Origin of the sequence: Paenibacillus melissococcoides, assembly GCA_944800085.1 — a bacterium.
Classification (GTDB): domain Bacteria; phylum Bacillota; class Bacilli; order Paenibacillales; family Paenibacillaceae; genus Paenibacillus_B; species Paenibacillus_B melissococcoides.
Genome location: CALYLO010000001.1, coordinates 758,360 through 777,323, shown reverse-complemented (window position 1 = coordinate 777,323; position 18,964 = coordinate 758,360). Strand labels below are relative to the sequence as shown.

Annotated in this window: 15 protein-coding genes and 1 pseudogene; 7 read left to right on the top strand and 9 right to left on the bottom strand. The window is 55.9% G+C overall.

Going from position 1 to position 18,964, the window contains the following annotated elements; all coding sequences use genetic code 11:
• Positions 1–150: 150 nt before the first annotated feature.
• The 5 genes and pseudogenes from OCY70_RS03630 to OCY70_RS03610 all read left to right on the top strand — a co-directional run.
• Positions 151–1,335, top strand: a complete 1,185-nt coding sequence (locus OCY70_RS03630) for a FecCD family ABC transporter permease (RefSeq protein WP_249724351.1) — start codon at positions 151–153, stop codon at positions 1,333–1,335.
• Positions 1,241–2,092, top strand: coding sequence for an ABC transporter ATP-binding protein (locus tag OCY70_RS03625; protein WP_261944578.1), 852 nt, complete (start codon positions 1,241–1,243; stop codon positions 2,090–2,092). The genes OCY70_RS03630 and OCY70_RS03625 overlap by 95 nt, the downstream gene beginning before the upstream one ends.
• 19 nt (positions 2,093–2,111) lie before the next feature.
• Positions 2,112–3,104, top strand: a complete 993-nt coding sequence (locus OCY70_RS03620; protein ID WP_213425807.1) for an ABC transporter substrate-binding protein — start codon at positions 2,112–2,114, stop codon at positions 3,102–3,104.
• Positions 3,097–4,116 carry a ferrochelatase gene (locus OCY70_RS03615; protein WP_213425808.1) on the top strand — a complete coding sequence of 340 codons (1,020 nt, stop codon included), beginning with the start codon at positions 3,097–3,099 and terminating at the stop codon, positions 4,114–4,116. The genes OCY70_RS03620 and OCY70_RS03615 overlap by 8 nt, the downstream gene beginning before the upstream one ends.
• A gap of 112 nt (positions 4,117–4,228) precedes the next feature.
• Positions 4,229–4,501: pseudogene (locus OCY70_RS03610) on the top strand (serine hydrolase); the annotation flags it as partial.
• A gap of 27 nt (positions 4,502–4,528) precedes the next feature.
• On the opposite strand, the gene OCY70_RS03605 reads toward OCY70_RS03610, so the two are convergent.
• Positions 4,529–4,663, bottom strand: a complete 135-nt coding sequence (locus tag OCY70_RS03605) for a hypothetical protein (protein WP_261944577.1) — start codon at positions 4,661–4,663, stop codon at positions 4,529–4,531.
• 77 nt (positions 4,664–4,740) lie between these two features.
• Here OCY70_RS03605 and OCY70_RS03600 point away from each other — a divergent pair, with 77 nt between their 5' ends.
• Positions 4,741–5,268: an S-layer homology domain-containing protein gene (locus OCY70_RS03600; RefSeq protein ID WP_213425809.1), complete on the top strand. Its 528-nt coding sequence runs from the start codon at positions 4,741–4,743 to the stop codon at positions 5,266–5,268.
• Positions 5,269–5,426: 158 nt separating this feature from the next.
• Here OCY70_RS03600 and OCY70_RS03595 read toward each other — a convergent pair whose 3' ends face one another.
• The 6 genes from OCY70_RS03595 to OCY70_RS03570 all read right to left on the bottom strand — a co-directional run bounded on the left by OCY70_RS03595 (position 5,427) and on the right by OCY70_RS03570 (position 13,026).
• Positions 5,427–6,398, bottom strand: a complete 972-nt coding sequence (locus OCY70_RS03595) for an ABC transporter ATP-binding protein (RefSeq protein WP_213425810.1) — start codon at positions 6,396–6,398, stop codon at positions 5,427–5,429.
• Positions 6,395–7,378, bottom strand: coding sequence for an ABC transporter ATP-binding protein (locus OCY70_RS03590; RefSeq protein WP_213425811.1), 984 nt, complete (start codon positions 7,376–7,378; stop codon positions 6,395–6,397). The genes OCY70_RS03595 and OCY70_RS03590 overlap by 4 nt, the downstream gene beginning before the upstream one ends.
• A 10-nt stretch (positions 7,379–7,388) precedes the next feature.
• On the bottom strand, positions 7,389–8,312 hold the full coding sequence (opp4C, locus tag OCY70_RS03585; protein WP_213425812.1) for an oligopeptide ABC transporter permease: 924 nt from the start codon (positions 8,310–8,312) through the stop codon (positions 7,389–7,391).
• A 15-nt stretch (positions 8,313–8,327) separates the two neighbouring features.
• A complete protein-coding gene (locus OCY70_RS03580) occupies positions 8,328–9,284 on the bottom strand; it encodes an ABC transporter permease (protein WP_213425813.1) in 957 nt (318 codons plus the stop codon).
• An 80-nt stretch (positions 9,285–9,364) separates the two neighbouring features.
• The gene (locus OCY70_RS03575) at positions 9,365–11,119 is read right to left on the bottom strand and encodes an ABC transporter substrate-binding protein (protein ID WP_213425814.1); all 1,755 of its coding nucleotides are present in this window, start codon (positions 11,117–11,119) and stop codon (positions 9,365–9,367) included.
• A 542-nt stretch (positions 11,120–11,661) separates the two neighbouring features.
• Positions 11,662–13,026, bottom strand: coding sequence for a polysaccharide deacetylase family protein (locus OCY70_RS03570; protein WP_213425815.1), 1,365 nt, complete (start codon positions 13,024–13,026; stop codon positions 11,662–11,664).
• A gap of 143 nt (positions 13,027–13,169) precedes the next feature.
• On the opposite strand from OCY70_RS03570, the gene OCY70_RS03565 reads away from it, so the two are divergent.
• On the top strand, positions 13,170–14,318 hold the full coding sequence (locus tag OCY70_RS03565; protein WP_213425816.1) for an AI-2E family transporter: 1,149 nt from the start codon (positions 13,170–13,172) through the stop codon (positions 14,316–14,318).
• A gap of 52 nt (positions 14,319–14,370) precedes the next feature.
• Here the strand turns inward: OCY70_RS03565 and OCY70_RS03560 are convergent, their stop codons facing one another.
• Positions 14,371–16,209, bottom strand: coding sequence for a peptidoglycan D,D-transpeptidase FtsI family protein (locus OCY70_RS03560; RefSeq protein WP_213425817.1), 1,839 nt, complete (start codon positions 16,207–16,209; stop codon positions 14,371–14,373).
• Between the two features lie 117 nt (positions 16,210–16,326).
• Positions 16,327–18,435, bottom strand: coding sequence for a methyl-accepting chemotaxis protein (locus tag OCY70_RS03555; RefSeq protein WP_249724353.1), 2,109 nt, complete (start codon positions 18,433–18,435; stop codon positions 16,327–16,329).
• Positions 18,436–18,964 lie beyond the last annotated feature (529 nt).

Genomic DNA, 18,964 nt, shown 5'->3' with positions numbered 1-18,964 from the left:
CCGGATGGAGATACGGGGACGAACATGAGTTCGCACGATTCTATTCATCCATTGACGGCTTTCCAGGCATGCGCTATAGTAATAAATGTTTACCTAATCCAACTTATTTGTATTCGACTATTTTTGTTGTGAACGGGAAAGGTGGTATCTATGTACTCCAAGACTGAAGCAAGCCGCCCAAGACATCCCCCGGTCCTTCGCCGCCGTCCGGCCCGCGGACATGCGCGCATCGCGCTGTTTGGCGCCGCAGGCTTGGCGGCATTGCTATTATCTGTCATCGCCGGCTGCTCCATCGGCCCCGTCTCCATCCGGTTCGCGGATACGCTGCAGGCCATCCTGCACGCCTTCGGATGGCTGGATCATGCCGGCATTCCCGAGCGCGATCTGACGATTGTCACGGCGATCCGCCTCCCCCGCGTCTTGGTTGGCGTCTTGGTCGGAGCCGCTCTCTCCGTGGCGGGCACCGCCATGCAGAGCGTGTTCCGTAATCCGCTGGTTGAGCCCGGCTATCTCGGCGTCTCCTCGGGAGCGGCGGCCGGGGCCGTCCTCGTGATTGCTTCCGGCTTCGCGCAGCAAGCTTCCTACGCGCTGCCGCTGGCGGCCTTCGCCGGCGCCTTGGCTGCCGTCGTCCTTATCCTCGCCATCTGGCAGGCCAGTGGCAAGCCGAATGTGACGAAGCTGCTGCTGCTTGGCATCGGCATCAACGCGCTCCTGTCCGCGGTCATCAATGTCGTGATTGCGAGCGCGCCCCATGAGCAGCAGCTGCGCAGCATCGTCTTCTGGCTTCAGGGCGGGCTGGAGGCGCGAACTTGGGAGCATGTGGAGCTGATCGCGCTCCCGGTTGCGACAGCGGTCATCCTTATCGCGTTGTTCAGCCGCACGCTGAATCTGCTGCTGTTGGGAGACGAGCATGCGCAGGCATCCGGCGTTCCCGTGCAGGGCGCGCGTTACGCCATCCTTCTGCTCGCCTCCTTCCTGACGGGAACCGCCGTCTCCGTCAGCGGGATCATCGGCTTCGTCGGATTGGTCATCCCGCATCTGATCCGGCTGCTGGCCGGAGCGGACCACAGGTACCTGCTCCCGCTCAGCGCGCTGTTCGGGGCGTCCTTCCTCGTGCTGGCGGATCTCGCGTCGCGAATGATCCTGCAGCCCGTAACCCTTCAGGTCGGCGTCGTCTGCGCCTGCATCGGCGCCCCTCTGTTCATCATGATGCTGCTGCGCCGAAGAAAGGAAATCTCGCATGAAGGAAAACCGGTGGACGGAGCCCGGCACGGACAAGCTGCTGCAAGCGGAGCGGCTGTCCTGCTCCATCGAGGGCCGAGCCATTATCCATGATATCTCGTTCGAGCTTCGGCGCGGCTCCTTCGTCGGCATTATCGGCCCCAACGGCAGCGGAAAATCGACTCTCATCCGCATGCTGTGCGGACTGATCCGCCCGGCGCGGGGGAGGCTGCTGCTCGACGGCCGGCCGCATGCCGCCTACTCCGCCTCGGCGCGGGCCCGGCTCATCGGCTATGTACCGCAGGACTGCTCGCTGGACGCCGATTTCACGGTCGGGCAGATTGTCGCGATGGGGCGCCATCCCCATCGTTCGCTCTTCCGCAGCTTGTCCGCCGCGGATATCGGCTGCGCCGAGCAGGCCATGCGCCAATGCGGGATCGAGCCGTTGCGCGATCGTTATATCCATGCCTGCTCCGGCGGCCAGCGCCAGCTCACGTTCATCGCCAAGGCGCTGGCGCAGGAGCCGCACCTGCTGCTGCTGGATGAGCCGATCTCCGCGCTCGATATCCGCCATCAGCTTCGCACGCTGTCGCTGCTGCGCGGATTGGCCCGCGAAGGCTTGGCGGTAGCCGCCTCCCTGCACGATCTGTCGCTGGCTTCCCGCTATTGCGACCGGATGCTGCTGCTTCACGAGGGCCGCATTCGGGCGTTCGGCCCGCCGGAGGAAGTGCTGACCGCGGAGCATCTCGATACGGTATACGGCATTCGCGCCGTCATCCGACGCGAGCACGGGACGAGAGGCTTGTCGATTATGGCCTTTCATGAGGCGGACCCCGAGTTCGAATCATCGATGTGCAACATCATTAGCTAACCAGGAGGAATTCATTTAGATGAGACAACATGATAAGTCGAAGCGGAACATGATCATCGGGCTGGCGGTGGTCATCGTCGTCATCGGCTTGGCGGCGATCCTGGCCAACCGAATGTCCGGCGCTTCGACCACGGTGCCGGAATCCGCCCCCGCCGCTGCGGCAGAAGCGAATGAGAAGCTGAAGGTCGCTCCCGTATCGCTGGATACGGCGGACGCCGTCTTGGAATTCATCGATCCCGCACAGGTGGTCGCGATTCCGAAGAGCATTTCCAATCCCTATCTCGCTGTCAACGCGGACATGGGGAAGCAGGTTGCCAACCCGATTAGCGGGGCGACCGGACTGGATCCCGAGGCGATCCTGTCCTTCCAGCCGGACCTCGTGCTGCTGACGAAGGTTCATCATACCGAGAGCGATGCCGAGGAATTGCTTCGCCAAGCCGGGGTCAACGTCATTACGTTTGATCAGTGGGGTACCTTTGAAGCCGTGATGGGGAACTATCGGAAAATTGGCGAAGCGGTGGGAGAAGCCGAAAAGGGAGTGCTTATCGCGGAGGAAATCGAGGCCAAATTGCAGCAGGCCGCGGCGCGCACAGCGAAGCTGACGGCCAAGCCGTCCATGCTGGCGCTCTCCCCCGTCGGTCCGAATACGGGCCCTTATGTCATCGGGCCGGGCAATATCGCTTACGATATGATCCGTCTTGCCGGAGCGGAGCCTGCAGCGGATGCGCTGGGCATCGCCAATTCAATCAAAGCGTCGATCGAAGATCTGATCAAGATTGATCCGGATTACATCGTTCTCGGCGATTGGGACGGCACCGGAGAAGAATGGCTGTCGGGCTTGAAATCCGATCCGCAGTGGAATACGTTGACTGCCGTACGGCAAGGCCGCATCACGACGATGAAGGCAAAAGCTCTGCTCGCGCCGAATCGTTATACCGTCGACGGCATGCTGCATATGTCGGCATGGCTTCACCCGGACTTGTGGAAGGACGGTGAGGCCGATCATGATTGAGATGGATCGCGGCCGGGGGGCTGATTCGCCTTTACCCGAAGTGGCGGGGGCGGGGGCTGCAGCGCCGGCTGCAACGGATGCGGGCCAGCCGGCGCAGGCCGTCCTGTTGGCCGCCTATGGCGCCTGCCGCTCGATCGATGATGTGCCGCAGCTCTATGAGCATATTATGCGCGGCCGCTGTTCCCCCCACGCCTTGGCCCAAGGCGTGAGCCGTTATCGGCAGACGGCGGCGTGCGATCCGCTCTTTGCGGTTACCGCGAGACAGGCGGAAGCGATATCGCAGCGGCTCGGGCAGCTATGCAGCGCCCCGGTTCCCGTCTATATCGGCTACAAGCACTCGCCTTCCTTCATCTCCGATGCGGTGCGGCAAGCGGCAGCCGATCGCATCTCCCGGCTGGCGGTGCTGCATCTTTCCCCCTTCGGCGGCGGAACCGGAATGTATATGCACGAAGCCGCGCGGGCGGCCGATGGAGCGGAGCCGCCTATCCGGCTAACCGCCGTGGCGAATTGGCAGGAGCATCCCGCCTTCATTGGGCTGCTCGCCCGCCGTCTGCGCGATGCTTACCGCTGGCTCCCTGCCGCCAGCTTGCCTTCGGCACGGGTCATCTTCACCGTCCACAGCAAGCCCGGCTTGCCGTCGGCGCATACTGCGTTTATCGCCCAATATTGCCGCCTCGCCCGTCTCATCGCGAAGGAAGCGGAGATCGGACGCTGGGACATCGCCTATCGGAGCGGCTTGCCCGCGCCCCAGCGCTGGCTCGGCCCGGATGTGAAGGATGTCATCCGGCAAGCGGCCGCTCATGGCTGCCAAGCGGTCGTGCTCTGCGAGCTGACCTCGCTGACAGACAATGTCGAGGTCTATCACGATCTCGGCGAGGACGCGAAGCGGCTGGCCGAAGCATGCGGCATGCAGTTCGTGCGGACGGAGCCTGTCAATGATGCCTGGGACTTCATCAAATTCATATCAGATATTGTATCCCGTCATCTCCTCGCCGGACAATATTCAGTCTGACACGCCGTTCCCGGCGGGCTCTTCCTTGCCTGCAGAAACCCTATAACACCATTCAAGCGCGGATTTATTCCGCGCTTTCTCTTTATTCCTTTTTAAATTAAAACAGCAACTCGCTGTAGCCGAGAAAACCTTATTCCGCATCGCATCGGTCTCCAAAGTCATTACGGCGGCGGCGGTAATGCAGCTTGTCGAACAGGGGAAAATCGAGTCACATCGCGATGTTCAGCATTATTTGGGGGACATCCGAATGAAGAACGAGTTCGATATCGTCGATCCTCCTGTCGGAGATTCGATATTGTATGATCTGGCTGCAGAAGTGATGCTCGAAGACTATGTGAAAAAGTGGATGCCTACCGTCACCCGCACACCGGGGGGAAGTGTATAAATACGATAATAGCAAGCCTATCTTACGCTAACGCCAGACCAATTGCGACGGTTTGAAGGCGTCTATCGCGATTTGCGGATAAGCTACCTCATTACCCGTATTGATGCGGCCCCGGATGGACAGCTTGTCCTTGAAAATATGTTGGGCAAACGGCCAAACCAATCGATCCTCTCTTATTCGAAGATGAGCATGACAGCAAGATTGCCTTCAAAGCCAATCCGGACGGATCGATTGCGTACATGTTCTCCAATGCCGACCCGACCGCCTGGGCAGAAAAGCTCGGCACGCCTGAGCGCTTGACCGATATCGGTGACACGCACCCTTATGCGGAATATATTCATGGCTTGCATCAGCTCGGCATCGTCAAGAGCAAAGCCGATGGAACCTTCGGCGCGGAAGAGCCGCTGGCCAGGGCGGAACTTGTGGAACAGGTGATGAGATGGATCGGGATTCCTGCTTCCAAAAATCCCGCGCAGCTCAAAGATATCGATGCGGTCCCGCAAGCGGGATGGCTTCAAAGCGCTGTGGAATACGGCTTTATTGCAGCGCTTGCGGATCAATTATTCAGGCCGAAGGAGAACATAACCCGGCAAGAGGCGGCGGCCATCCTGTCCAGGGTGATGCTGTCCATGAGAGCCAAGCCGGTCGAAGGCAAAACAATGGGGAAGACCAGATGCCTGGGCGGAAGATGCGGTCAACTTGATTGTGGGCATGAAATTTTACGGCCCGGAGGTATCCCTGTCAGCCGACGGAGCGGCAGATTATAAATCCAGACAAGCGATGACGCGTCCAGAGGCTGCCGCGCTGTTATATTTGGCGTCGAAATGGAGCCTCGTTCCGTAACCGAATAACGCAATAAAAGCGCGGAGTTGATCCGCGCTTTTGCTTTCTAAGTTGGGTGTATGCCATGATGACTGGAACTTGACTACTCCACCAGATGACATGCCACGTGGTGTCCGCTGGCCACTTCCCGGAATTCCGGTACGGCTTGCTTGCAAATATCTTTGGCAAACGGGCAGCGCGTATGGAACTTGCATCCGGCTGGCGGGTTGGCCGGGCTCGGAATGTCGCCCTGAAGCACGATCCGCTCCGACTTGCGCGTCGGATCCGGAATCGGGATGGCCGACAGCAGCGCTTGCGTGTATGGATGGAGCGGGCGTTTGAACAGCTCGTCACGCGGAGCCAATTCAACAAGCGAACCCAAGTACATAACGCCAATTCGGTTGCACAAATGTTCGACAACGGACAAATCATGCGAAATAAATAAGTAAGTCAAGTCTTTTTGTTCCTGCAAATCGCTCAGCAGGTTAATGATCTGCGCCTGAATCGATACGTCCAGGGCAGATACCGGTTCGTCCGCCACGATGAAATCCGGATTCATGATGAGCGCCCGCGCAATTCCGATGCGCTGGCGCTGGCCGCCGGAAAATTCATGCGGATAGCGATCGATATGGTAAGGAGCCAAGCCGCAAATCGTCAAAATCTCTTTGACGCGGTCGCGAATGTCGCTTTTGCTGGCGAGCCCGTGATCGAGCAACGGTTCGCCAATCGCATCCCCGATCTTGATGCGGGGATTCAAGGAACTGTACGGATCCTGGAATACAAGCTGCATTTGCGGTCTCATGCCGCGCAATTGCTTTTTATTTAATGCATGAATATCAGTGCCTTTAAAAATGACTTTCCCTTCCGTCTTGTCCAGCAGGCGAAGAATCGTCCGTCCCGTGGTCGACTTGCCGCAGCCGGACTCGCCGACCAAGCCGAGCGCTTCCCCTTTTTGCAGGGTGAAGCTGACTCCGTCAACCGCACGCACATGTCCGACCGTCCGCGAGAAGAGACCGCCCTGGATGGGGAAATATTTTTTTAGATTATCAACTTCGAGTAACGCTTGTTGGCTCATTGTGCTTTCCCCTCCTTCTCATACAGCCAGCATGACGCCTTATGTCCTTTCTCATAGGTCTTGAGCATCGGCTGCTTCTCCGTGCACACCGCCATGCAATGCTCGCAACGGTCATTGAAATAGCAATTGTCGCCCAGTTCAACCGGGTTCGGCACTTGCCCGGGAATCGTATAGAGCCGTTCCCGGCGCTCATTGATAATCGGCTTCGCCTTCAGCAGCCCTTGGGTATACGGATGCTTCGGATTTTGGAACAATTCGATGACCGGCGCCTCTTCAATGACTTTGCCGGCATACATAACGACAACATGATCGGCCATTTCCGCCACGACGCCGAGATCGTGGGTGATCAGCATAATCGCCGTATTGAACTCGCTCTTAATGTTGCGCATCAGGTCGAGAATCTGCGCCTGGATCGTAACGTCCAGCGCCGTCGTCGGTTCGTCGGCGATGAGCAGCTTCGGATCGCAGGTCAAGGCCATCGCGATCATAATCCGCTGCCGCATGCCGCCGCTCAGCTCATGCGGATACGCGTCGAAAATTTGCTCCGCGCGCGGAATGCCCACGAGCTCGATCAGATCGATCGCCCGCTTGCGCGCTTCCTTCTTCGTTCCGCCCCGGTGCAGCAAAATCGGCTCGACCAATTGCTCCCCGATTTTCAATACCGGGTTGAGCGACGTCATCGGTTCCTGGAAGATCATCGAAATTTCATTGCCCCGAATCTGACGCATTTCACGCTCTTTGAGCTTCAACAGGTCTTGCCCTTTATAAATAATCTCTCCGCCTTCGATTTTCCCCGGAGGCGCGACGAGCCGCATCAATGACATGGCTGTAACGCTCTTGCCGCAGCCGGATTCGCCTACGACGCACAGCGTCTCGCCTTCTCTGATCGAGAAGCTGACATCATTGACCGCTTTCACGACGCCGCCACTGGTATAGAAATTCGTCCGCAGATTGCGAAATTCGATCAAATTGTTTGCCATATCGTATCTCCTACCTCTTCATTTTCGGATCGAGCACGTCACGCAGGGCATCCCCGATGATGTTGATGGCAATAACCGTCAAGAAAATACACACACCTGGCGGTATCCACAGCCACGGCCGCTTCTTGAATTCTATCATATTGTTCGCGGCTGAAATCATATTGCCCCATGAAGGCGTCGGCGGAACGACCCCGAGACCCAAATAACTCAATACCGATTCGTACAAGATGGAGCTGCCTACCAGCAAGGTTGCCACGACGATAATGATCGGCACCGTATTTGGCAGCAAGTGGCGGAAAATTTTGCGTCGGTCGCGCAGGCCAAGCACTTCGGCGGCTTGCATAAATTCTTGCTCGCGCAGCATCAGTATTTGCCCGCGCACGAGACGGGACAAGTTCGGCCACGCCATAAATCCGAGCAAAAACATGACGAGATAAATCCGCTGCTCCGGCGGAACCTTCATATCCGACAAGATCGCGCCGAGAATAATAAGCAATGGCAAGCTTGGAATCGACATCATAATGTCGGCAAGACGCATAATGACTGTATCTACCCATCCGCGATAGTAACCGGCGAGCGCGCCCATCAAGCTGCCCAGCGTTACCGAGATCGCCATGGCGACGAGGCCGACGAGAAGAGAGACTCGGCCTGCCAGCATGACGCGCAGCAGAATGTCGCGGCCCAGATTGTCCGTCCCGAGCCAGTGTGCGGCGCTTGGCGGCTTGTTGCCGTTGCGGATATTCATCGTCTCCAGCGTATAAGGAGACACAACCGGTCCAAGGAAGCAGACGACAAACATAAGTACAACGACGATTGCTCCCGTTACCGCGAATTTGTTTTTCAGCAGTTGCTTAAATGCCAGCTTCCACGGGGAAGCCGGTTTGGCCTGGCGCACATTAGCTCCTTTAACGGATTCAGCTACCGTTTGAGACACAAATAACTCCCCTTTCTACTTCATCCGGACGCGAGGGTCGGCGACTCTGTAAAGTAAATCTGCTAAGAAATTCCCCAGCATCGTCAGCAGAGCCAGGAACATCGTGAAGCCCATCAACAGGAAGTAGTCACGGGCATTGATTGCGTCCAAGTTAATGCGGCCGATACCAGGCCAGTTGAAGATTTTCTCCGTAATAATGGCCCCGGAGAACAATCCTGGCAATTCGATCCCCAGCAGCGTAATCGCAGGAAGCAGAGCGTTCCGCAAGGCGTGCTTGAAGATGACGGTGCGTTCTTTCAGCCCTTTGGCGCGGGCGGTCCGAATGAAGTCCTGACGGATAACGTCGAGCATGCTTGTCCGGAAATAACGGGTCAAGCTGCCGACGCTCAAGGCCGTCAGCACGGCAACAGGCAGCGCCAAGTGCTGCAGCAGATCCCAGAAGCGCGCGAATCCTGTCGCATTGCTGCCTGACGTATACATCCCGCCGACCGGCGCCCATCCCAAATCGACGGCAAACACTTTGATGGCGTACAACCCGACAAAAAACGACGGGAGCGACATCAGCGCAAAGACGAGCAGCGTAACCATCCCGTCAAAGAAAGAGTGCTGCTTGATCGCGGCAAAAACGCCGACTACAATCGCAATGGCCCAACTGAGCACAAGCACGATAGCGGCAATCAAGAAGGAGTTCCACATATAACGGTTGAGGACCGTGGTGACTGGCTGTTTGTGCTGCAATGACAATCCGAGATCACCTTTGAGCGTATTTTCAGCCCAAGTGAAATAACGTTCAACGAGCGGCTTGTCCAAGCCATGGATCGCTTTGAGCTCGGCTGCGCGCTCCTTCGACAGCGTCGGGTTGGAATCGATGAAGTTCCCCGGCGCCAGCGCAAAGACCGCGAACAGCAGAATCGACACGCCGATAAGGGTCGGAATCAGCTGCAACAGCCGCCGCAAGGCGTATTGTTTCATAATTTATTCCTCCTAGCATGAAATAAGCCCGAATGCCCAGCCTGACGGCTGAGCATTCGGTATGCAGCACTTTGAAGTCGTTATTGAATTTGGATAGTGCTCAAATCTGCCGTAAACTTGCGGTATGGCGACATATCGAAGCCTTGAATCCGCGCGTTCGTTGCCCACATATCGCGGCGTTGGTACATATAGATATAAGGCAAGTCTTCATTCAGCTCTTGGTAGATTTCTTTGAAGATTGGCTTGCGCTTCTCTACGTCGACCTCTCTGCCGGCCTTTTCGAACAGCTCGTCCAGCTTCGGATTGGAATATCCGATGTCGTTTTGGGAACCGCCCGTCTTGAATACATTCTCGCTCGATTGCGGATCCGGAGTCAAGGACCAAGCCAGGAACATCATGTCGAAGTCGCCTTTTTTACGTTTTTCGACAACGGCATTGAAGTCCATCTGCTCTGCGGTAAGCTCGATGCCAAGCTCTTTCCAGTTCGCTTGAGCGACCGGAATGATCGCATCATTGACCGGGTTCGGAGAAGAAGCGGTGAACGTAATCTTGAACTTCTGTCCGTCCTTCTCGCGGATGCCGTCGGCTCCTACCGTCCAGCCCGCCTCATCCAACAGTTGCTTCGCTTTTTCCAGATTGAAATCGTACTTCGTTACTTCATCCGTGTAAGACCAGGAGTCTTTCGATTGCGGAATGTCGATGACATCCGCATAGCCTTGGTAGACCGCGTCTACGATTTGCTGGCGATCCAAGCCGTAAGTCAACGCCTGGCGCACGCGCTTATCTTTGAACATTTCTTTGTTATGGTTGAAGGCGATATAACCGTAACCGTTCGTGCGGAACAGGTTGATATCCAGGAAGCCCAGCTCCTGAAGCTGCTCTACTTGGTCTTTCGATACGGTTACCATGTCCATATCGGTTTCACCGGTCTGCAGCAACTGCACGTTCGTCTCATCCGTAGTAAATTTGTAGATCAGGTGCGGAATCTTCGGTGCTCCGAGATGGAAGTTCTCGTTCGCGGACAATACCGCTTCCTGTCCCGGAACGAACTTGTCCAGCTTATAAGCGCCGTTGCCGAGCGGCTTGGTGAACAAATCTTTCATATAAGACAGGTCGCCTTGCTTGTAGTCCTTGCCATAATATGCTTTGGACAGAACGCCGCCGCTGCCGATTGCGGACAGGGCAAGCGCACGCGGTTCCAGCGTAGTGACTTCGATTGTTTTCGGATCGATAACCTTGATCCCTTCGATGGAAGTCGCTTTGCCGTCTTTGTATTCTTGTCCCCCCTTGATGGCTGCGTCCTTGATAATATCAGTCGGACCGTCGTAAGACTTGTCATGCAGCAGGGTCAATGTAAATGCTACGTCTTCCGCCGTCAATGGGGAACCGTCGCTGAACTTCAAGCCGTCTTTCAGCTTGAATGTGTAAGTAAGCTTGTCGTCGGAGATGGTGTAATCCTCCGCCAAATCCGTGGAATATGTGCCGTCTTTGTTAATTTGAAGCAGGCCGTTGAACAAAGATTCTGTCACGAATACATCGTATGCAGATTCAGCAAAGATCGGATTGAAGATACCGCTCGGTGCCGTGATTCCAATGATAGCTGTATCTGTCCGGTTTGTCGCCGTTGCTGGAGACTTGCTCTTGTCCGTTGCCGGAATCAAGCCGTCAGAGACCAACTCGCCGTCTGTACCGTTATCTGCGCCGCCATTGTTGGATGACTCTTGATTAGCTTGTCCTGCGGAATCGCCGTTGCCGCTATCGCTTCCGCCGCAAGCGGACAGTACAAGCGACAAGGACAGGAGCAGGCACATGATGATGCTGAATCTTTTCTTCACAACATTCTCCCCCTGATGTTCAATTTCTGATGTTTTTTGTAACCTTTGTAACTTGAAGTAGTTATAAAGTTGTATACATAAAAAATCATCGCGATGAGTAAGTAACGTTCGTTAACGCTTTATAGAACATTGGTCAAATAAGTTTGCAAAAACCCTCCATTTCATAAGCTGGAAACGAATATTTTTTCATAATACTACTTTATAATTTCGGTTTTGTAAATCCCTTTCTGCTTTTTAATTTGAAAGTTTGTGGTTTTATGACGATAACTTTTTTTTATCATCCATAGTAGAAAAGTCCGGGAAAAGCGCGGTTTTCGGAATGGCGAATACGGAGGATAGTCGCATTTTTCGTCAAAATGTCCATTATGTAAAAGACAAAATATCCGAAAATCCACCACTGGTGTGCATTTGCATGTTTTTTCATTTTTTTGCATAAACCTTGCATTCAACGGGCAAAAAAAGAAAGAAAAAAAGAAGCCCCATTATTGTTATGTAATTCCAATAGACTGGGGCGGCATAGCAGTTATCTGATTTTAAATAATTTACAAATAGTGCGTCGCTTTTTCCATTCCTTTATCTAAGATAATCAGCGGCTGCGGCTCCATCACCGGCTTCCGCGATTTGCCGTAGCGGGTAAGCAGCGTCTGGACGGACATGGCCATCACTTTGGGAACCATCTGTTCCGAATGTTCTCTCAGTCTCATCTTCCCTTGAGGATGAATGACGCTCATCAGCAGGCGCAAATAGCGGCGCGTACACCAGGAGAACAGTCCTCGCGGCATCTCCCGCACGGTGAACCCGAATTGCTCCGGCCCCCGATGGATCATGCTTACGCCGTACAACGCCTTCACGTTCGCCTTCAGCTCCGGATGATCCATAATATAATCCGCAAGCTCCGGCAGCGATTTCTCGACGGCGCGGATCATCTGTATCGCAAGCTGGACGGGCGACCGCGAGCGCCGGCCTATCTCGTACAGCATCTTGTTATCGAAATGAAGCTCCAGTATCTCATCGTCCCGCTTCAATTCGATGCCGTCATCCAATTGAATTGTCTGCCCATGATACGGGCGGACCCGGAAATGAAACACGGGATCTTGCCGATTGGTCGTCTGGAGGCCATAAAGCACGTGGAACGCCTTCTCATAGAGAAGCCAGCCGCTGATGATGGCGCGCTTCAACCAGGAAGGGTTGCTGATCTTCTCCTTCTCGGTCTGCTTAATCAGCTCATCTATTCGAACACAGGACAGCTCGCGCTCCGCCGCTTCCTTCAAAAACCGCTCCAATGCCTTCAGCATAATGCCCGGAGCTTCCTCATCGGCGCCAAGCGTATGGCCGCAGTCATGCAGGAGCAGAACCTCTCCGCCCCGGCACCGCTTCATCATGCGCCGGAACAGCCGTTCCTCGCCGACCTTCTTCCGCCAATCATTGAACATGCCGGACCAGAGAATAATTTGAAGATGACCGAGATTGCCATAATCGAATAAATTGACAATCCCCCAGGGAGGACGATAATAGTGTGAGCGTTGTCCGGTAGCGGACATAATAATATCCGACGTTTTGCGAATTTGCTGTTTCACCGTTTTCGGACGCATCAGCCAGTTGGATTTATGGACGTAGTTGTGGATGCCGATCAAATGCCCCTCATCGCTCATTCGCTTCAGCAATTCGGGGTGCTTCTCCGCATGGACGCCAACGACAAAGAAGGTTGCCTTGGCGTTGTATTTCTTCAATAGATCCAGCAGCTGCGGCGTATATTCCGGATCTGGCCCGTCATCGAACGTCAGCGCCAGCTTCGAATCCGATCTGCCTTTTTGGAACACGCGGAAACCGAATAATCGGCTGATGACACCTGGTAGAAACGCATAAAACGTCAGGATGTAAAAGCACCATAATAAAATGATTTCCATCCCAATTTCCCCGTTTCATTCTTATCTATACCCCTGCGAGGCGATAAGATTATTGTAACATATCATGAAAGAATAGGCACTGGAATTCATTTTCGTGTACAATGGGATCCAAGAAAAGAATAGGGAGCAAAGGAGTTAGTTTCATGATCGCGTTTTACCGCAAATATTGGAGAACGGCTTTTGACATTGGACTGCTTGTACTGACGATCTACCTAATCATGTATAGCTTCAGTTATCTGTATTCCATCGCCAAGCCTATTTTCCTTGCCTTCATCGTGTTCATGCTTATTGAACCGCTAGCCGGATTTCTCCATCGACGCGGCGTCAACAAGGCGATCGCTTCCGCCCTGTCGGTAGGGCTGTTTATTCTGCTCATTCTGGCCGCCATTTTCGGTCTTGGCTTCATTGTGATGAAGCAGGCGATCGAGCTCCAGGAGAGAATGCCCAAATATATTGAAGTTCTGCAAAAGGAATTTGCGAATATTACCGCGTTCCTTCATCAGAAATATGAGGCGCTTCCCGAAGACGTGACCGTGCGCCTGAATGAATACGTCGGCACGATAGCGAAAAAAGGCTCGCAAATCGCGCTCGATTTTTTGAGCTGGATTATCAATAATATTTCCTCCTTCTCGGCGTTCACCGTCAATTTCGGCATCGCGATTATCCTGGCTTACTTCCTCAGCATCGAGATCGATACGTGGAGAAGAGCCGCGCGCACCCATACGCCCAAAACATTTCGACATGCCTATACGTTCCTGAAGGAAAATGTCATCAAAGGGATCGCCGCCTATTTGAAAGCGCAGCTGAAGCTGATCTCGATTACGTTCGGCATTATTTTCATCTCGCTGCTGCTCCTTGGCGTGAGCAATGCGTTTCTTATCGGCCTCTTGTCCGCTTTGTTCGATCTGCTGCCGCTGCTCGGCGTCCCGGTCATCTTTATTCCGTGGATCGTATACCTGTTTATCGCGGGGAATAGCTGGCTCGCCATATGGCTCACCGTCGTTCTGGGCGTCACGCTGATCACTCGGCAAATCCTGGATCCAAAAATTACGGGCAATACGTTGGGCGTGTCTGCGTTTACGATGCTCTCCTTTATGATATTGTCTTTGTCGTTATTTGGTGTCGTCGGGGTCGTGCTGTCGCCTATTCTTCTTATTTTGGTCAAGGCTCTCTATGATCAAGGGTATTTGAACAAATGGATTCGTATGCCAAAAGAAGAGTTCGATGCCTCCCCATTCCCGGAAGGACCGGCGGCGAATGACGGAACCGCGCGGGATGCGGACAATAAATAATTTTCCTGCCGGCACGAAGCCGCAGCCCGGAGGACAAGCCTGAACAAGGCGGTTACCGCGTGCTGCGGCGCGGCAAGCCGGAATTCTCATGGGCCGCGAGCACATCCATCACTTTGCCGAACAAGGCGGTTGCCCGGTGGGACGTCCCGGCAGGCTCATCCTCAAAGACGACGCTGACCGCGTATTTGGGCTTCTCAACCGAACCATAGCCAACGAACCACGTATGCAGCCGTCCGCTTCCGTAGGCATCCGCCTGTGCGGTTCCGCTCTTGCCCGCCAGCCGCCAAGCCGCTTGGCGAAGCGACCTCCCCGTCCCGTAGGCGACGGTATCCTCCATCCAACGACGTATCTGTCTCGCCGTCTGCGGCTTCATCACCCGTTCGCTTCCCGCTCCGGCATCGAAGCGGGTGAAGGAAAGCCCGTTGGCATAGCGGAGCTCCTGAACGAGACGAGGCTCCCCTGCGGCTCCGTCCTGAAGCAGAGTGACGACATAATTGGCAGCCGCCAAGGGCGTCAGCCGCACATTGCGCTGACCGATGCCAAGCTGCGCCCGCTCTCCCCCGTCAATCGTCCCGTTATCCTCTCCCGCCGCAAAAATCCGGCTCGTCTCCTCTCCATCAAAATGCTTCAACCCGTTATGCCCGCGTCCATCGGAGGAGCTCATGCCGACGGTGCCCGCCAGCCCTGTCCGCTTGGCATACGCCTCCAGATCGGCGGCGATCATTCCCTCGGCAAGCTCGGCGAAGACGACATTGCAGGATTCCGCCAACGCTTCGCGCAGCGTCAATGTTCCGTGCCCGTCCTTAACCCAGCAGGATAGGCCGTATTTGCCATAGTCGCCGCTGCAATGGAATTGCTCCTGCGGATCCGTGACTTGAGCTTCAAGCGCGGCAGCGGCGATGAACAGCTTATACACGGAACCCGGGGGCAGCGCCTTGACCGCACGGTTATTCCAGTTCTCCTCCTCCGGCGCCACATGATTCGGGTCGGCGGCCGGCCGGGACACCATCGCTATGACATCGCGCGTCGCCGCATCGAGCACGACGACAGAGCCCTTCTTCATCCCCGCTTCCTCCGCGGCTCGCCCGATAGCAGCCTCGATCTCGCGATCCGCCGTCGTGACAAGCTGCAGCGGATAATACGGATTATCCGGACGGCGAATCCGGACATCGAGACCATACAGCGGACGCTGATCCGCATCGGTATAATGGACGAGAATCGTCGGTCCGAGACTCCGCAACACCGGCTCGAACGACCGCTCCAATCCTGACATTCCGCTCGTCCCGGACACGCCGGCCTCTTGCTCCCCGGCGGATTGCGCGACAAAGCCGATCCATTGCGGCGTATCCTTGCCGAGCGGATACCGGACCGTGATCGGAAGGGAGCGCACCCCGTCCCAGCCGGAAGCATTCAGCCGCCGGGACTGCTCCGGCGTGAGCGGATAGGGCAGCTTGCCGTCGCGGGACGAAGGCCATACGAGCGGTTCGGCGGCGCTCTCCCAGCGCGACCGCACGTCCCGTTCCGTCGTATGGAACCAGAGCGCGAGCGTGCGCACCGCTTCGGATGATATCGAATCGCGATGAACGGGGAACAGGACGGCGGCCTGCACGGCCGCTCCGGTATAGGGACGGCCGCTGCGATCCAGAATCGGCCCCCGGCCGTCGTCCAGCACAACGCCTCGTTCCCGCTGTATAATGGAACGCTGCAGAAGCGTATGCGCCCCCCCCTGCACGGCACGATGCGGCTCGATAACCTGCAGCCAGCCGAGCCGCATAACGTAGACGCCGAGCACGGCGGCAATCAAGACGCTGGCCGCCGCTATCCGTCCCCGGCCAAGCGACAGCAGCCCGGCGAGCTGCGCCATGCCGATTTTCCAGTTGCTTCCCTTCATGGCAATCCTCCTTCCAATGATATCCTGTCGAATATGCTTCTACGTCCAGTATCGACGGAAACGCATACAAAAAAACCGCCCCCTTCAAGCAGAGGGCAGTACAAGACCGGCATTGCATTAATTTCGTTGAAATTGGGCAAGCCGCTCCATCAGATGCTTCGAGACGGCTTCCAGCTCTTGCGACAACGAGACAAGCTGCTCGGATACCGACTTCTGCTCCCCGCTCAAGGAAGCGACTTCCTCCGTCGTCGCTGCCGACTCCTCGGCCACTGCCCCGACATTCGTCATCGCTTCCGTCAGCATGCGCTGCGTCTCATCCAGCTCGTTGACCGCTTCCGTCGCCTGATCCAGCTTCGCCATGAACAGGCCCATATGCTGCTGAACTTCCTGGAAGAGCGAATCTGCTCCATGCACAGCAGCGAGCTGCTCCTCGAACACCGGCCGGATCCCGCTCAGCATTTCAATCGTCTCTGACATTTCCCGTTCAATCGCTTCCGTTCGCTCCCTGACATGCTCAATCGCCCGCGCCGACTCATCCGCCAGGCTGCGGATCTCATCCGCGACGACCAGGAATCCGCGTCCCGCGGAACCTGCCCGCGCCGCCTCGATCGCGGCGTTCAACGACAAAATATTCGTCTGCTTCGCAATCTGCGTCAGCAGGTCAAGAATATGGCGGATCGCCCCCGACCCGCTCTTCAGCGCATCGACCTTGCCGACAAGGGCGTGAATGCGTCGCTCGGTTAGCCCGGTTTTGCGCCCGAGCTCTTCCATATAAGCGGAGCCGCGCTGTCCGGCCGCCTCCACTTCCGTAGCCGCACTGTACATCTCCACGTTCAAATCGATAACATGCAGCATCTGTGCCGACGTGCGGCCGGTCCATTCATTGCCCCGCTCCGCTTCGGCGGCCAGCATCGTCGAACCGTGCGCAATCTCTTCCGTCGCCAGCGCAATCTCCTCGGCGGACTGGGAGGTCGCGCGGGATGCCTCCGTCAGCTTCCCGGCCGTCGCCAGCACGGCCTGGGCCGACTCCTCCGTCCGCCCGACCAGTTCGCCGATTCGGGCCATCATCGCATTGAAGCTGGCCGCAACCCGCCCGATATCATCCTGGGAGCGGCGCTTCATCTGCAGGCCGAGCCGGCCCCTCGCTCCCTCCTCCATCAGATGGCTCAGCCGTTCAAGCGGGTAGCCGATGCTCCGGATGACATACCAGCCGATAAGCAGCGCAACGCCAAGCGAGATGGCGATCGCCGCCCACGAAATATTCCGAATCGTTATCGTATCTTGCAGCAACACACTGGACGGCGTGAAGCCGTTCAACGTCCAGCCGGTCACCGGGGAACGGTAATAAGCGCCAAGAAGCTCGCTCCCGTTCGAATCGGAAGTCCGTCCCCGCCCGCTCGCACTGTCCGGCTCGGCAGCAAGCCGGATGACCGGGGGCTCGCTAACGGCTTCTGTCTGCTCCGAGAAGACCAGCTTGCCATCGGCATCGACGATCTGGGCAAAAGCGCCCTCCTCCGTCTTCCAACCGATCTGCTCCTTCAGTCCCGACAAATAGATTTCCACCAATACAACATATTGCGTTTTTCCCGTATATGTATTTTTAACGGCTCGGGCGAGCCCGAACGCCGCATCCGGGCTGTCGCCGGAGATTCCCGCCGCCTTCGTAGACAGCCACAGCACCTCTCCCGGCCGACCCTGCGCCTCCGTAAACCACTTCTCCTGGCGCAGCTCCTTAAGCCCTTCCGCCGATGCGCCGGATGTGAAGGAAGGCTCCTTCTCATTCACGGGAAGCAAGTAGATTCCGTGCAGAGTCGGATTGCCGATCACATAGGATTTCAAGTGGTTCTCGACCCGAACCCGATTTTGCAGCTTCTCATATTCATTGCCTTCACGTTGAAGCGCCGCTTCCAAAAAAGCGGCCTGTATATCTTGGTTGAACAGGATTTGCGTCGATAATTCGGAGTAGTTGGCGAACAACAAATCCAGCTTCTCCCCCACTTGAATCAGCGTCTGTTCCTGGGCGTGGGCGATCTGGCTCTGGATGATGCTTCGCGCTTGAAAAAACGAGAAAAGCCCCACAGAACCGACAAGAAGCGCAATACTTACGAAAAAGATGAGAAACAGCTTCATCCCGACCGAACGCAGCGGATGGAAAGAATGTCTAACCCTAGAAGCACGTTGTTCCCCGGCATGAAGCGGTTCGGATCCGCGTAATCGTGTACGCATGGACAGCACCTCTCCTCCATCAACAATATCAAGGTCATTCGACCTACAATTATGTCTTATGTGCTACTTCGACAGCTCCGCACGGAATCCCTTTCGCATAGTTGGAAGCGCCTCCACGATTTTGTGACTAAATGTGTAACAAAATGAAACTGCATAGAACAAAACGCTCAATAAAGGAAGCAGCTAAATCGCTTTTCCCCGGGTTCCTGCCCTATGGTTGCCCTTCCAAGGATGTCCTGGCAGATCTTATGCATATTCTCCCAACCGTTCAGGTGTTCCGCATGTCTTTCGTTCATTCTCCCTACCGGTCAAGTGTTCCGCACGCCTTTCCTTCATTCTCCCTACCGGTCAAGTGTTCCGGACGTCTTTCGTTCATTCTCCCTACCGGTCATTTTGGTGAGTCTCCCAACCAGTCAGATTCCTGCACAAGTCTTAAGAGGATCTGCCACCCGCCCAAGAGAAGTTGGTTCACAAACTAAATAATGCTTAGTTAACTTCCTGCCCCACGGGGATAGCGCTCTTGAAGCAG